Origin of the sequence: Saccharopolyspora gregorii (assembly GCF_024734405.1) — a bacterium.
GTDB lineage: Bacteria > Actinomycetota > Actinomycetes > Mycobacteriales > Pseudonocardiaceae > Saccharopolyspora_C > Saccharopolyspora_C gregorii.
Map to the genome: position 1 here is coordinate 3,382,728 of NZ_CP059556.1, position 14,117 is coordinate 3,396,844.

13 protein-coding genes are annotated in these 14,117 nt (G+C 74.0%); 4 read left to right on the forward strand and 9 right to left on the reverse strand.

What is annotated here, in order from left to right; genetic code table 11:
• Positions 1-102: 102 nt before the first annotated feature.
• The 5 genes from H1226_RS14610 to H1226_RS14630 all read right to left on the reverse strand — a co-directional run bounded on the left by H1226_RS14610 (position 103) and on the right by H1226_RS14630 (position 4,885).
• On the reverse strand, positions 103-852 hold the full coding sequence (locus H1226_RS14610) for a glucose 1-dehydrogenase (protein WP_258341203.1): 750 nt from the start codon (positions 850-852) through the stop codon (positions 103-105).
• Position 853: 1 nt separating this feature from the next.
• The gene (locus H1226_RS14615; RefSeq protein ID WP_258341204.1) at positions 854-2,362 is read right to left on the reverse strand and encodes an aldehyde dehydrogenase family protein; all 1,509 of its coding nucleotides are present in this window, start codon (positions 2,360-2,362) and stop codon (positions 854-856) included.
• Positions 2,363-2,406: 44 nt separating this feature from the next.
• A complete protein-coding gene (locus H1226_RS14620) occupies positions 2,407-3,288 on the reverse strand; it encodes a 3-oxoacyl-ACP reductase (RefSeq protein WP_258349417.1) in 882 nt (293 codons plus the stop codon).
• A gap of 217 nt (positions 3,289-3,505) precedes the next feature.
• Positions 3,506-4,582, reverse strand: coding sequence for a Zn-dependent alcohol dehydrogenase (locus H1226_RS14625; protein ID WP_258341205.1), 1,077 nt, complete (start codon positions 4,580-4,582; stop codon positions 3,506-3,508).
• Between the two features lie 93 nt (positions 4,583-4,675).
• Entirely contained in the window at positions 4,676-4,885 is a 210-nt protein-coding gene (locus H1226_RS14630; RefSeq protein WP_258341206.1) for a ferredoxin, read from the reverse strand.
• A gap of 300 nt (positions 4,886-5,185) precedes the next feature.
• Between H1226_RS14630 and H1226_RS14635 the strand changes: the two genes are divergently transcribed.
• The 3 genes from H1226_RS14635 (at position 5,186) to H1226_RS14645 (ending at position 9,423) form a co-directional block, all read left to right on the forward strand.
• On the forward strand, positions 5,186-6,364 hold the full coding sequence (locus H1226_RS14635; protein ID WP_258341207.1) for an acyl-CoA dehydrogenase family protein: 1,179 nt from the start codon (positions 5,186-5,188) through the stop codon (positions 6,362-6,364).
• Positions 6,365-6,402: 38 nt separating this feature from the next.
• Complete coding sequence (locus H1226_RS14640; protein WP_258341208.1) at positions 6,403-7,521, forward strand: acyl-CoA dehydrogenase family protein; 1,119 nt, start codon at positions 6,403-6,405, stop codon at positions 7,519-7,521.
• A gap of 273 nt (positions 7,522-7,794) precedes the next feature.
• The gene (locus H1226_RS14645; protein ID WP_258341209.1) at positions 7,795-9,423 is read left to right on the forward strand and encodes a long-chain-fatty-acid--CoA ligase; all 1,629 of its coding nucleotides are present in this window, start codon (positions 7,795-7,797) and stop codon (positions 9,421-9,423) included.
• On the opposite strand, the gene H1226_RS14650 is transcribed toward H1226_RS14645, so the two are convergent.
• The 4 genes from H1226_RS14650 to H1226_RS14665 form a co-directional block, all read right to left on the reverse strand.
• A complete protein-coding gene (locus H1226_RS14650; protein WP_455363828.1) occupies positions 9,398-9,631 on the reverse strand; it encodes a helix-turn-helix domain-containing protein in 234 nt (77 codons plus the stop codon). The genes H1226_RS14645 and H1226_RS14650 overlap by 26 nt on opposite strands.
• Positions 9,628-10,275, reverse strand: a complete 648-nt coding sequence (locus tag H1226_RS14655; protein WP_258341210.1) for a DUF2975 domain-containing protein — start codon at positions 10,273-10,275, stop codon at positions 9,628-9,630. The genes H1226_RS14650 and H1226_RS14655 overlap by 4 nt, the downstream gene beginning before the upstream one ends.
• Positions 10,276-10,354: 79 nt before the next feature.
• Positions 10,355-11,458 (reverse strand): NAD(P)H-dependent flavin oxidoreductase, encoded by a 1,104-nt coding sequence (locus tag H1226_RS14660; RefSeq protein ID WP_258341211.1) that lies wholly within the window; start codon positions 11,456-11,458, stop codon positions 10,355-10,357.
• A complete protein-coding gene (locus tag H1226_RS14665) occupies positions 11,458-13,176 on the reverse strand; it encodes an acyl-CoA synthetase (RefSeq protein ID WP_258341212.1) in 1,719 nt (572 codons plus the stop codon). Before H1226_RS14665 ends, H1226_RS14660 begins: the two co-directional genes overlap by 1 nt.
• A 96-nt stretch (positions 13,177-13,272) precedes the next feature.
• On the opposite strand from H1226_RS14665, the gene H1226_RS14670 reads away from it, so the two are divergent.
• The gene (locus tag H1226_RS14670) at positions 13,273-14,061 is read left to right on the forward strand and encodes a crotonase/enoyl-CoA hydratase family protein (protein ID WP_258341213.1); all 789 of its coding nucleotides are present in this window, start codon (positions 13,273-13,275) and stop codon (positions 14,059-14,061) included.
• Positions 14,062-14,117 lie beyond the last annotated feature (56 nt).

Genomic DNA, 14,117 nt, shown 5'->3' on the forward strand with positions numbered 1-14,117 from the left:
CCACCTCGTCGTCGCGCTCGCGCCGGGTCCGGCCCGCGGCGGCGCCGCGGGCGACCTGCTCGGTCCCCGCCGGTGCCCGACCCGGCGGGCCCGGCGGCGGGGTCATCTGGCCAGGGAATGCGTTGCGGTGGCACCTCCGTCCGCGACGAACTCGGCGCCGGTGCAGTAAGAGCTGTCGTCGCTCGCCAGGAACGCCACCAGGTTCGCGACCTCCTCGGGCCGCCCGACGCGGCCGAGGGCGAGCCGGGCGGCGGCGAAGTCGTCCAGCGCGGCGCCCACCTGCGCGCGCACCATCGCGGTGTCGATCACGCCGGGGTGCACCGAGTTGACCCGGATGCCGCGGTGGCCGAGCTCCAGCGCGGCCACCTTCGTCATGCCGCGCACCGCGAACTTGCTGGCCGAGTAGGCGATCGAACCGGCCATCCCGGCCAGTCCCTCCACAGAGGACACGTTGATGATGGAACCGCCGTCGCGCATCGACCGCTGCACCGCCCGCATGCCGAGGAAGGCGCCGAACTGGTTGACCCGCACCACCCGCTCGAAGTCGGCGGGCTCGGTCTCGGCCAGCGGCGCCAGGTGCAGCACGCCCGCGTTGTTCACCAGCACGTCGACCGGGCCGAACGCGTCCTCGGCGGCCGCGACGGCACCGTCCCACGCGGCCTCGTCGGTGACGTCGAGGTGCCGGAACCGGGCGTCCGCCCCGAGCTCGGCGGCCAGCGCCCGCCCCGCCTCGTCGGCGACGTCGCCGAGCAGCACCCGCGCGCCGTCCGCGACGAGGCGCCGCGCCGCCGCCGCGCCTTGGCCACCCGCCGCCCCGGTGATGATCGCGACCTTGCCGCGCAACCCGGCCACCTCACATCAGCTCGTCGGTCAGCGGCAGCAGCACCGACTTCAGCTCGGTGTAGGCCTCGTAGGCGCTCCGGCCGCCTTCGCGGCCCAGCCCGGACTGCTTGTACCCGCCGAACGGCAGGTGCGGTTCGACCTGGAACCCGTTGATGCCGACCGTGCCGGCGCGCAGCTTCCGCGCGACGCGGAACGCCCGCGCGGCGTCGGCGGTGAACACGCCCGCGCCGAGCCCGTACTCGGTGTCGTTGGCCAGCCGCACCGCCTCGTCCTCGTCGGTGAACGGCACCACCGACAGCACCGGGCCGAACACCTCCTGGCGGGCGATCTCCATCCCGTTGTCCACGTCGGCGAAGATCGCGGGGGTGACGAAGTTCCCGGCGGCCAGCTCGCCGTCGGCGCGGACCCCGCCGGTGACCAGCCGGGCGCCGTCCCGCTCCGCCCGCCCCACCAGGTCCAGCACCCGTTCCAGCTGCCGCTCGTTGATCAGCGGGCTGGAGAGCACGCCCGGGTCGAACGGGTCGCCGTAGGTGACCGAGGCGGCGATCAGCTCGGCCGCGCCGAGGAATTCCTCGTAGACGTCGCGGTGCACCAGCGCCCTGGTGTGCGCGACGCACGCCTGCCCGGACAGCCCCAGGGTCACCATGCCCATCGCGGTCATGCCCGCCATCCCGGCGTCGGCGTCCGGGAACACCAGCGCGGGGCTCTTGCCGCCGAGTTCCAGCGAGACGCGCTTGAAGGTGGGTGCCGAGGCCTCGACGATGCGCCGCCCGACCTCGCGGCTGCCGGTGAAGCTGACCTTGTCCACCGCCGGGTGGGTGATGAGCGCTTCGCCGGTGGTCTCCCCGGTGCCGGTGACGACGTTGAGCGCCCCGCCGGGCAGCCCGGCCTCGACGAGCAGCTCCACCATCCGCAGCACCGAGAACGTCGCGTGCTCGGACGGTTTCAGCACCACGGTGCACCCGGCGGCGAGCGCGGGCGCGACCTTCTGCGCGAACAGCAGGAACGGCGCGTTCCACGGCAGGATCGCGGCGACCACGCCGATCGGTTCGCGCAGCGTCATCGCCAGGTGGTCGCCGCCCTGGTACGGCGGCAGCGTCTCGCCACCGGCCTTGTCGATCCACCCGGCGTGGTGGTCGAAGACGTCGGCGGCGACGTCCACGGAACCGGCGTAGACGGTGCCGAACGACAGCGGCACCCCGTTGTCCAGCGCCTGCAGCCCGCGCAGCTCCTCGGCGTGCTCCCGCAGCGATTCGGCGTAGCGGTGCAGCAACCGGGCGCGGCGGCCGACCGGCAGTCCCGGCCATTCCCCCTCGTCGAAGGCGCGGCGGGCGGCGCGGACCGCGTCGTCCACGTCCTCGGCACCGGCGACCGGGAACGTCCCGATCTCCTCCTGGGTGGCGGGATGGCGGTGGGTCCAGGTGCGACCGGAGCGGGCCTGGCGCCGCTCGCCGTCGACGAGCAGCGAGCCGTCCGGCAGCCCGATCCGCTCGCGGTGCTTCTGCACGGTCAGCGACATCCTGGTCACTCCTCCTGGTCGAGCGGTCGGGCGTGCTTCGGGGCCTAGCCCAGCGACAGCAGGTCGTCGCTGGTGAACATGCCGCCCGCGCGGTCGGCGAAGTGGCCGCCGACGGCCCGGTGCAGCTCCTCGGTGGTCCAGGTGGGTCCGGCGGCGTCGAAGCGGCGCTCGATCGTCGGCGGGGCCATCAGCGCCACCTTCCCGCCGTGCACCACGAACACCTGGCCGTTGACGGCGCCGGCGGCCGGGGCCGCCAGGTAGGCGACGAACGGTGCGACGTGCTCGGTGGACAGCGGGTCCACGCCGTCGTCCGGCGCCGGGCCGAAGACGTCCTCGGTCATGGCGGTGCGGGCGCGCGGGCAGATCGCGTTGGCGCGCACTCCGTAGCGGGCGGTGGCGCGGGCGGTGGAGACGGTGAGCGCGGCGATCCCGGCCTTCGCGGCCGCGTAGTTCGGCTGGCCGCCGGACCCGAGCAGGAACGCCTCGGAAGCGGTGTTCACGATCCGGGCGCCGACCTCGGCGCCGGTCTCCTTGCACAGCCGGCGCCAGTGCGCGGTGGCGGCCCGGGTGAGCAGGAAGTGGCCGCGCAGGTGCACCCGGACCACCTCGTCCCAGTCCTGGTCGGACATGCCGAACACCATCCGGTCGCGCAGCACGCCCGCGTTGTTCACCACCACGTGCAGGCCGCCGAAGTGCTCCAGCGCGGCGGCCAGCAGCCCGTCCGCGGTGTCCCGCTCGGCCACGTCGCCGCGCACCGCGACGGCCCGGCCGCCCGCTTTGGTGATCTCGGCGGCGACGTCGTCGGCGGCGGCGGAGACGTCGTTGAGCACGAGGCTCGCCCCCGCTCCGGCGAGCGCGAGCGCCTCGGCCCGGCCGAGCCCGGCGCCCGCGCCGGTGACCACGGCGACCCGCCCGTCCAGCCGCAGCTCCGGACTCTGCTCCACAGTGGACTCCTCAGGTCGGATGCTCCGGTGATCGGTGGCCGGGCCGCTCGGTGGCGAAACCGGTCAGTGGCCCGGCAGATCAGTGGCTCAGCCGGTCGGTCGCCCGGCCGGTCGGCGGCCCGGCCGGTCGGCGGCCCGGCCGGTCGGCGGCCCGGCCGGTCGGCGGCCCGGCCGGTCGGCGGCCCGGCCGGTCGGCGGTCTAGTCGAAGGTGACGATCTGGCGCACCAGCGCGGCATCGCCGCCCTGCAGCGCGGCCAGCCCGTCGTTGATCTCGGACAGCGGCAGCCGCCTGCTGACCATGCCCTCCAGGTCGAGCAGCCCGGCGCGCCAGAACCGCAGCATCCGGTCGATGTCCCGGCGCGGGTCGGCCGAGCCGTAGAAGGACGGCAGGATCCTGCGCTCGTTGAGGAACAGCTCCTGCGCGGTGAACTCGACCTTCTGCTCCGCCCCGCCCGCGCCGACGATGACGGTGCTGCCGCCGCGGCGGGTGGCGTCGTAGGCGGCGCGGATGGTGCCCGCCAGCCCCACGACCTCGATGGCGCAGTCGAACCCGGCGCCGCCGGTGAGCTCCTGCTTGAGCTCGTCGAAGCCGTCGGGGGTGGCGGTGTGCGTCGCGCCGAACCGGCGAGCCCCGGCGTGCTTGCCGACCACCGGGTCCACCGCGACGATCGTGGTCGCCCCGGCCAGCCGCGCCCCCTGGACCACCGAGATCCCGACGCCGCCGCAGCCGATGACGGCGACGGTGGCGCCCGGTTCGATCCGGGCGGTGTTGAGCACCGCACCCACGCCGGTCAGCACCCCGCAGCCCAGCAGCGCGGCCACCTCGAACGGCACGTCCGGCTCGACCTTGATCGCCCCGGCGCGGGGCAGCACCAGCTCCTCGGCGAAGGTGCCGCAGCCGGCGAAGCCGAAGACCGGCTGGGAGCCGACCTCGAAGCGCGGCGAGGTGAACGCGGCGACGGTGTGCACCGCACACAGGTGCGGCTGGCCGTGCAGGCATTCCCGGCAGGTCCCGCAGGGCGGGACGAAGGTGATGGTGACGTGGTCGCCGGGCACCAGGTCGGTCACCTGGTCGCCGACGGCGAGCACTTCCCCCGCGCCTTCGTGGCCCATCACGCCGGGGGCGAGCGCGGGAAGCGTGCCGTTCATCGCGGACAGGTCGCTGTGGCAGATGCCGGCCGCGCGGATCCGCACGTGCACTTCACCTGGCCCGGGAGCCACCACGGCCGCGTCCGCGCGGACGTGGAGCCGGTCGTCGCCGATCTGATCGAGCACCGCTGCTTCCACGGTCCTGTCCCCTCGTCGCGTCCACGCCCGCCGGAGCGGACCGTTGCCTGCGCCACACGGTAGAACTTGTTACCGTTCTGCTCAAGACCCGAGTTCATCCGGCCCCTCAACGAAGTACAACGCCCCTTTGGGGCACAGCTGCACCGCTTTGGTAACACGTTCTACCCGTTCGGCGGGGACGGGGCGGTGGACGTGTAGCCGCTCGTCCTCGTCCAGCTCGAAGACCTCCGGAGCGAGCCCGGCGCAGACCCCGTTAGCCTCGCACAGCTCCGGTCGCACGCCGATCTCCATGACCACCTCCGCACTCGTGGACCCCTGTCCGCGCGACGGATCGGCACCGGCCTCCTGCGAGGACAACGAGCCGCACCCGCCCCGGGACACCGTCCGGCCGCCGGATCACCCGAGCGGACCAGCGCGCCCCGCCCCGGCGAGGTTCCGAACCTAGAACGCGTTCCACGCTAACCGACCGGGACCTCCGGAATCGATGGATGACGACCGGTAGGAGGAAGGTCGACCCGCGAGCGCCCGCCGGTCTATGGTCACTGCAACACGTTGCACTCGAACCGTGCATCGCTCGCGCCAGGAGGCCCCATGCACATCGGCTTCACCCCCGAGCAGCAGCGGCTGCGGCAACGGCTGCGCGACTACTTCGCGGACCTGATGACCGACGAGCTGCGCGCCGAACTGACCGGCGACGGCGACTACGGCGACGGCGGGGCCTACGAGCGGGTCGTGCGCAGGCTCGGCGCCGACGGCTGGCTCACCCTCGGCTGGCCCCGCGAACACGGCGGCCACGGCGGCACCATGCTGGAACAGCTCATCTTCACCGACGAGGCGGCCGTGGCCGGCGTCCCGGTGCCGTTCCTGACGCTCAACAGCATCGCCCCGACGATCATGCGCTACGGCACCCCGGAGCAGCGCGCCCGGTACCTGCCGGGCATCGCTTCGGGCGAACTGCACTTCGCCATCGGCTACTCCGAACCCGAGGCGGGGACCGATCTCGCCTCGCTGCGCACCACCGCGGTGCGCGACGGCGACCACTACGTGATCAACGGGCAGAAGATGTGGACGAGCCTGGTGCAGTACGCCGACCACATCTGGCTGGCCTGCCGCACCGACCCGGACGCCCGCAAGCACGAGGGCCTCAGCGTGCTGGTCGTGCCGACCGACTCCCCCGGCTTCTCCTGGACCCCGGTGCGCACCGTCGCCGGGCCCACCACCAGCGCCACCTACTACGAGGACGTGCGGGTGCCGGTGAGCGCGCTGGTCGGCGCCGAGAACGGCGGGTGGCCGCTGATCACCAACCAGCTCAACCACGAACGGGTCGCCCTGACCTCCGCGGCCCCGATCATCGCGGCGCTCGGGCAGGTGCGGGAGTGGGCGCGGCGCACCGAACTCGCCGACGGGCGCCGGGTGCTCGACCAGGAGTGGGTGCGCTCGCACCTGGCGCGGGTGCACGCGGGGGCCGAGGTGCTCAAGCTGATGAACTGGAAGATCGCCTGGACCGCCGAGCGGGAACCGGCGCCCGCCGCGGCATCGGCGACGAAGGTCTACGGCACCGAGCTAGCGATCGAGGCCTACCGGCTGCTGATGGAGGTGCTCGGGCCCGCGGGGCACGTGCGCGGCGGCTCGCCGGGTGCGGCGCTGCGCGGCCGGGTCGAGCGGATGCACCGGGCCGCGCTGATCCTCACCTTCGGCGGCGGCACCAACGAGGTGCAGCGCGACATCGTCGCCACCGCGGGCCTCGGCCTGCCGCGCGCCCGCCGGTGACGAGCGCCGGAACCCACCACTCGCAGAGGAGCACCGCGATGGACTTCACCCCCACTGAGCAGCAGCAGGACCTCACCGAGCTGACCCGCCGGATCACGACCGACCGGGTCACCACCGAGCGGTTGCGCGAAGTGGAATCCGGGCCGGAGCGCTTCGACCGCGCGCTGTGGGCGGAATTGGCGAAGGCGGGCGTGCTCGGCGCCGGGCTGCCCGATTCCCTCGGCGGCGGGGGCTGCGGACCGCTGGAGCAGTGCGCGGTGCTGGTGGAACTGGGCCGCGCCGTCGCCCCGGTGCCGTACCTGGCGTCCCTGGTCGCCGGGGCGGGTGCGCTCGCCCGGTTCGGCGACGAGCAGCAGTGCGAGCGCTGGGCGCGGCCCGCGGGCGGCGGCGAGCTCGTGCTCACCGCCGCGTTCGCCGAAGGCGCCGAACCCGTTCCGGACCCGCCCGCGACCCGCGCCGAACGGGCGGACGAGCGGTGGGTGCTGCACGGCGCGAAGGTCGCGGTGCCCGCCGGGACGGTCGCCGACGCGTTCCTCGTCCCCGCCACGACCCCGGACGGCACCCGGGTGTTCGTGGTCGCCGCCGCCGACCCGGGCGTCTCGGTGCGGGCGCAGCAGGTCGTGGACGGGGACGCGGAAGCGGTGCTGGAGCTGGCGGCGGTCGCGCTCGACGCGGACCGGCTGCTCGGCGGCGCCGAGGTCGCGCGGTGGCTCGCCGACCGGTACGCGCTCGGGGCGTGCGCCGAACAGCTCGGCGTGCTGGAGCGGGCGCTGGAGCTCACCGCCGCGCACGCCCGCGAACGCGTCCAGTTCGACCGCCCGATCGGCACCTTCCAGGCGGTCTCGCAGCGGCTCGCCGACGCCTACGTCGACGTGGAGGCCGTCCGGCTCACGCTGTGGCAGGCCGCGTACCGGGCCGCGCAGGACCTGCCGTGCGCCGCCGAGGTGGCCGTCGCGAAGTTCTGGGCCGCCGAAGCCGGGCACCGCGTGGCGCATACCGCGGTCCACGTGCACGGCGGCACGGGCATCGACCTGGACCACGACCTGCACCGCTACTTCACCGCAGCCAAGCGCCGCGAGTTCGCCCTCGGCGGCGCCACCGCGCAGCTGCACCGCATCGGCGCGGCGCTGGCCACCGACGAAATCTCCTTGGACTGACTGGCTTGTCTTCCACTCGTGTTGCGTAGCGCCCACTGGGCCTTGCCGTTTTCTTGTCAGCGGCGAAGCCGCTGAGCAGCGACCACCAGAGCAACAAGACCACCCGCGGGTTCTCAGCGGCTTCCTCGCGAGGACAGCGATTTCGCCGTGTGTTTGACATACATCAGAAATCGCGGCCACACCGAAAAGCGGGCAGCGAGGAAGCCGCTGAGGTTCCGCCACCCCAGTGCTACGCAACACAAGTGGGAAATCGAAGCGACGGGAGGAGCGGGCATGGTTGAGCGGACTCCGACGGTGACCGAGCTGCTGCTGGCGCGGGCCGACGACCCGCGGCCGGGACTGCGCTTCGAGGACCGGGAGTGGAGCTGGGCCGAGCACGTGCGGCGCAGCGCCGAACTCGCCGCCCTGCTCCGCGCGCTGCTGCCCGCCGACGGGCCGCCGCACGTCGGGGTGCTGCTGGACAACGTGCCGGAGTTCTCCTTCCTGCTGGGCGCGGCCGCGCTGTCCGGCACAGTGCTGGCGGGGCTCAACCCGGGCCGGCGGGGCGCGGCGCTGGCCCGGGACGTGCGGCTCGCGGACTGCGCGTTGGTGCTGACCGAGCCGCGGCACGCCCCGCTGCTGGACGGCGCCGAGCTCGACGCCGAGGTGCTGGTGCTCGGCTCCCCGGAGTGGGAGCGGGCGCTGGCCGGGCACCGCGGCGCCCCGCTCGACCCGGTGCCCGCCACCCCGGACGACCTGTTCGCGCTGCTGTTCACCTCCGGCACCGGCGGCGAGCCGAAGGCGGTGCGCTGCACGCACGGCAAGGTCGCGTTCCCGGGCCGGATGCTCGCCGACCGGTTCCGGCTGGGCGGGCGGGACGGCACGTACGTGTCGATGCCGCTGTTCCACTCGAACGCGCTGTTCGCCGGGTGGGCGGTGGGCCTGGCGGCGGGCGCGGCGATCTCGTTGCGGCGCCGGTTCTCCGCGTCGGAGTTCCTGCCCGACGTGCGCCGGTTCGGCGCCACCTACGCGAACTACGTCGGCACGCCCCTGTCGTACGTGCTGGCCACCCCGCCGCGGCCGGACGACGCGGACAACCCGCTGCGGATCGCCTACGGCAACGAGGGCGCCGAGCGGGACCTGGCGCGGTTCGCGGAGCGCTTCGGCTGCCGGGTGGTGGACGGGTTCGGCTCCACCGAAGGCGGCATCGCCATCGCCCGCACCCCGGACGCGCCACCCGGTTCGCTCGGCAGGCCCGGCCCCGGGGTGGCGGTGCTGCACCCGGACACCGGGCGGCGGTGCGCGGTGGCGGTCTTCGACCGGGACGGACGGCTCGCCAACCCGGACGAGGCGGTCGGCGAACTGGTCAACACCGCGGGCGCCGGCTGGTTCGCCGGCTACTACGGCGCGCCGGAGGACGACGCGCAGCGGATGCGCGGCGGCATGTACCGGTCCGGCGACCTCGGCTACCTCGACGCGGACGGGTTCTGCTACTTCGCGGGCCGTTCCGCGGAATGGCTGCGCGTCGGCGGGGAGAACCTGGGTGCCGCGCCGATCGAGCGGGTGCTGCTGCGGCATCCGGCGATCGCGCACGCCGCGGTGTACGCGGTGCCGGACCCGGCGGTCGGCGACCAGGTGATGGCGGCGCTGGTGCTCGCCGACGAGCTCGACGACCTCGGTGATTTCCTGGCCGCGCAACCGGATCTGGGTCCGAAGCAGCTGCCGCGGTTCGTCCGGATCGCCGCGGAGCTGCCGCGCACCGGCACGCACAAGGTGCTCAAGCGCGAACTCGCCGCCCAGCGCTGGAACTGCCCGGACCCGGTGTGGTGGCGCCCCGGGCCGGACCCGGTCTACGAGGCCCTGCCCCCGGAGCGGGCGGCCGAGCTGGACGGCCGCGCTACGCGTCCGGTTCCTCGAAGCTGAGCAGGTCCCCGGGCTGGCAGTCGAGCACCGCGCAGATCTTGGCCAGCGTGGAGAACCGGATCGCCCTGGCCCGCTGGTTCTTCAGGATCGACAGGTTCGCGAGGGTGATGCCGACCCGGTCGCCGAGCTCGGTCAGGGTCATGTCCCGCTCGGCCAGCAGCCGGTCCAGGTGCACGCGGACGCCGTGCGGCTCGTCGTCGGCGGTCACACCGTCCCCGCCAGGTCCTCGCGCATCCGCACGGCTTCCCGCATGATCCGGGAGAAGATCAAGGCGGCGAGCCCGGCCAGCACCGCGAACCACGGGAACGGGTTTCCGCTCATCGCCTGCCACGGCTGGCCGCCGCCGAACACGTCGGGCGGGGTGGCCGCCGGGACCGTGCTCGCGACCAGGGCCTGCCGCGACCACCCGGTCACCGCGGCGGCGACCGGGCCGCCGAGCACCAGGAACCAGCCGAGCGCGGTCATCCGGCGCGGTACCGGGTCGGTGAACGCGCCGTGGCGCACCGCGGTCCGCAGCAGCGCGGTGAGCAGCAGCAGCGCCACCGCCGCGAACAGGTAGCCCGGCAGCCGCACCCCCAGGTCCCACATCCGCTGCACCGCGTCGGGGTCCTGCAGGCAGAACCGGACGACGCCGCTGCCGCCGACGCGCACCCCGGCGGCCGCGGCGGGCGGATCGGCGAGTTCGAGGTTCGCCCAGCTGTCGGTGAAGGCGCAGATCTCCCCGTCGTCGGTCGCGTGCCGGGCGAGCATCCCCGCGAACAGCACCGCGCTGCCCGCCGCGAGCACCGTCGAGAGGGTCACCGAGATCCTGGTCGACGCCGAGTACCGCACATCGTCTCCTTTATCGTTCATCGATATCACGATCATCGATAAAGGCCCTGCGTGTCAAGTCGCGCGCCGAGCACCCGCCGCCCGCCCCGGACGACGGGCGTCAGCGCAGGCGGCCCAGGCGGGCGAGGGTGTCGTCGGCCTCGCGGAGCAGCTCGCCCATCAGCTCCTCCACGCCGCGCACCGCGTTCATCCGGCCCACGACCTGCCCCACCGGCATCGAGACCACCTCCGGGTCCTCGGCCGCGCTGATCCGCTGGTGCGCCTCGCTGACCAGGATGTTCTGCAGCGGCATCGGCAGCGGCTCGGGCGCGTCCGGTTCGCTCCACGCCTCGGTCCAACGGGTCTTGAGCAGCCGCGCCGGTTTGCCGGTGTAGATGCGGGTGCGCACCGTGTCCGCGGAACCAGCGGCGACCAGCGCCCGCTGCATCGCCGAGCCGCCGGTGGTCTGCGCGTACTCGCGGGTCGCCAGCCAGTACGAACCCATCCACGCCCCGCTCGCGCCCAGGGCAAGCGCGGCCGCGATCTGGCGCCCGGAGCCGATGCCGCCCGCGGCGAGCACCGGCGCGCGGTCGCCGACGGCGTCCACGATCTCCGGCACCAGCACCATGGTGGCGATCTCGCCGGTGTGCCCGCCCGCCTCGTGGCCCTGCGCCACGACCAGGTCCACGCCCTGTTCGACGTGCCTGCGGGCGTGCTCGGCCTTGCCGGCGAGCGCCGCGACCTGCACGCCGCGCTCGTGGGCCCGGCCGATCACGTCCGGCGGCGGGGAACCGAGCGCGTTGGCGATGAGCGCGACCGGGTGCCGCAGCGCCACGTCCACGTGCGAGCGGGCCACCGAGTGCAGCCAGCCGAGCACCGCGTCCCCGGTCTCCTGCCCGGCGGGCAGCTCCGGCACGCCGAGCCGGTCGAGGGTGCGGCGCACGAAATCCCGGTGCTGCTGCGGCACCATCGCCGCCAAGTCCACATCGGACCCCTCGGTGGGCACGGTGGAGGGCATCACCACGTCCACGCCGTACGGGCGGTCGCCGGTGTTGCGGTCCATCCAGTCCAGGACCGCGTCGAGCTCGGCGGCGTCGTTGAACCGCACGCAGCCGAGCACCCCCAGCCCGCCCGCGCGGCTGACGGCGGCGGCGACGTGCTCGGACGGGGTGAAGGCGACGATCGGGTGCTCGATGCCGAGCCGGTCGCAGAGGTCGGTGCGCATCAGGAGGTCCTTTCGGCCGCGTCCCGCGCGGCGGAGCCGGGGTCGTCGGCGGGTGGGTCGGACTTCTCGGCGGCGGTGCGCTGCGGGCCGGATTCGGCTGCTGCGGCGGGAGTTCTGCCGGAGCGGGCGCAGCTCGGCCGGAACCGCTCGGCGAACCCGCGGGCCCACCGGTAGTCCGGCTTGCCGCTGGGCGAGCGGCGCACCTCCCCCGCCAGCCACAGCTTGCGCGGCACCTTGTACCCGGCGATGTGCTCGCGCGCGTGCCGGTCCAGGTCGTCCCAGGCGGGCGCGGCCCCGTCGCGGGTCTGCACGACGGCGGCCACGCACTGCCCGAGCCGCTCGTCGGGGACGCCGAACACGAGCGCGTCGAACACGGCGGGATGGGCCTTGAGCACGCCCTCGACCTCTTCGGGGTAGACCTTCTCGCCGCCGGTGTTCACCGACATCGAGCCGCGGCCGAGCATGGTGACGGTGCCGTCGGCTTCGTAGCGGGCGTAGTCGCCGGGCACCACGTAGCGGGTGCCGTCGATCTCCACGAACACCGCGCCGGTCTTGTCCGGGTCCTTGTAGTAGCCCAGCGGCACGTGCCCGGAGCGGGCGAGCAGCCCGACCTCGGTCGAGTCCGGCGGCAGCAGCGTCCCGTCCCGGCCGATGATCGCGGTCGCCGCGTCGGCGTTCACCCGGGGCCCGCCGGTGGTCGAGGTGTCCGCGCTGAGCACGCCGATGCCGCTGAACCCGGTCTCGGAGCTGCCGATGGAGTCGGTGAGCAGCACGCCGGGCAGCGCGTCGAGGTACTGGCGCTGCACCGACGGGGAGAACAGCGCGGCGCTGCTGGAGATCGCGACCAGCGAGGACACGTCGTGCTCGCCCTCGTGCAGCGCTTCGATCAGCGGCCGGGCCATCGCGTCGCCGGTGATGGCCAGGACGTGCACGCCGTGGCGTTCGACGGCGCGCCAGATCTCGTGCGGGTCGAACTCGGGGACGATCACGACGGGGCTGCAGGCGAACAGGTTCCCGAAGGCGGCCCACTGCGCGGCGCCGTGGATGAACGGGGCGGCCGGCAAGCGCACCAGCCCGCCGTTCGTGGCGCCGTCGCGGGCCTGCTGCCACTCGTCGGCCATCGGTTCGCCGGTCATGAAGTCGATGCCGCCGCCGAGGGTGCGCCAGACGTCCTCGTGGCGCCACATCACGCCCTTCGGGTCGCCGGTGGTGCCGCCGGTGTAGAGCAGGAACAGGTCGTCGTCGGAGCGGGCCGGGAAGTCGCGCTCGTCGGAGCCCTCGGCGAGGGCGGTCTCGTAGGGGGTCGCCTCGCAGTCCAGGTCGCTGCCGTCCTCCAGGACGAGCACGTGCCGCAGCCCCGGCGGCAGCGCCTGCGCCACCCGGTCGGCGTAGCGGCGTTCGTGCACCAGCGCGACGAGGTCGGCGTCCGCGTAGAGGTAGCGCAGTTCTCCCGCCACGTAGCGGTAGTTGACGTTGACCGCGACCGCGCGCAGCTTGTACGCGGCCAGCATGGCTTCGAGGGCTTCGATGCGGTTGCGGGTGTGCACCCCGATGTGCGAGCCCCGGCCCAGCCCGCGGGCGGCCCAGTGGTGGGCGAGCCGGTTCGATCGGCGTTCCAGTTCGGCGAAGGTGGCCCGGTGCTCGCCGCAGATCACGGCGACGCGCTCGGGTGTCAGGTCGACGGCGTGCTCGAAGAGATCCGCGATGTTGTGTGCCACCCGATCGAAATTAGAACATGTTATCGTTCGAGGCAACGGGCCGATCGGTTCACGTTTCCCTGCAAGGCTTTCCCGCTCGCACCCCCGGAGGAACGCATGTCCGGAACATCCCCGCACTGCCTGGTGGACCGGCGCGGTCCGGTGCTGGTCGTGACGCTCAACCGGCCCGAGGCCCGCAACGCGCTGTCCGCCGAGATGATGGCGATCATGCAGCGCGCCTGGGACGAGGTGGACGCCGATCCCGGCATCCGCGCCTGCGTGCTCACCGGCGCGGGCGGCGCGTTCTGCGCCGGCGCGGACCTCAAGGCCATGACCAGCAGCCACCCCGGCGACACCACGGCGGGCCGCGACCTGTCGGTGATCGAACCGCTGCTGAAGGGCCGCAGGCTCACCAAACCGCTCATCGCCGCCGTCGAAGGCCCGGCCGTCGCGGGCGGCACCGAGATCCTGCAGGCCACCGACATCCGGATCGCGGGCCGCAGCGCGCGGTTCGGCGTCTCGGAGTGCCGGTGGGGCCTGTTCCCGCTCGGCGGGTCCGCGGTGCGGCTGCCGCGGCAGATCCCCTACGCGCGGGCCGCCGAGATCCTGCTGACCGGCAGGCACCTCAGCGCCGAGGAGGCCGCGGAGATCGGCCTGATCGGCCGGGTGGTGCCGGACGGCGAGGCGCTGCCGACCGCGCTGGAGCTCGCCGAGCTCGTGGCCGCGAACGGGCCGCTGGCGGTGCGCGCGATCCTGCGCACCATGCGCGAGACCGAAGGCATGCCGGAGCAGGAGGCCTTCCAGGTCGACACCCGGCTGGGCCTGGAGGTCTTCCGCAGCGCCGACGCGAAGGAGGGCCCCCGCGCCTTCGCGGAGAAGCGCACGCCCCGCTTCCGCGGCGAATGACCGCCGGGTGAACGGCCCGTCCGATCGGGCGGAGCCGTTCACCTGAACCGTCCGGA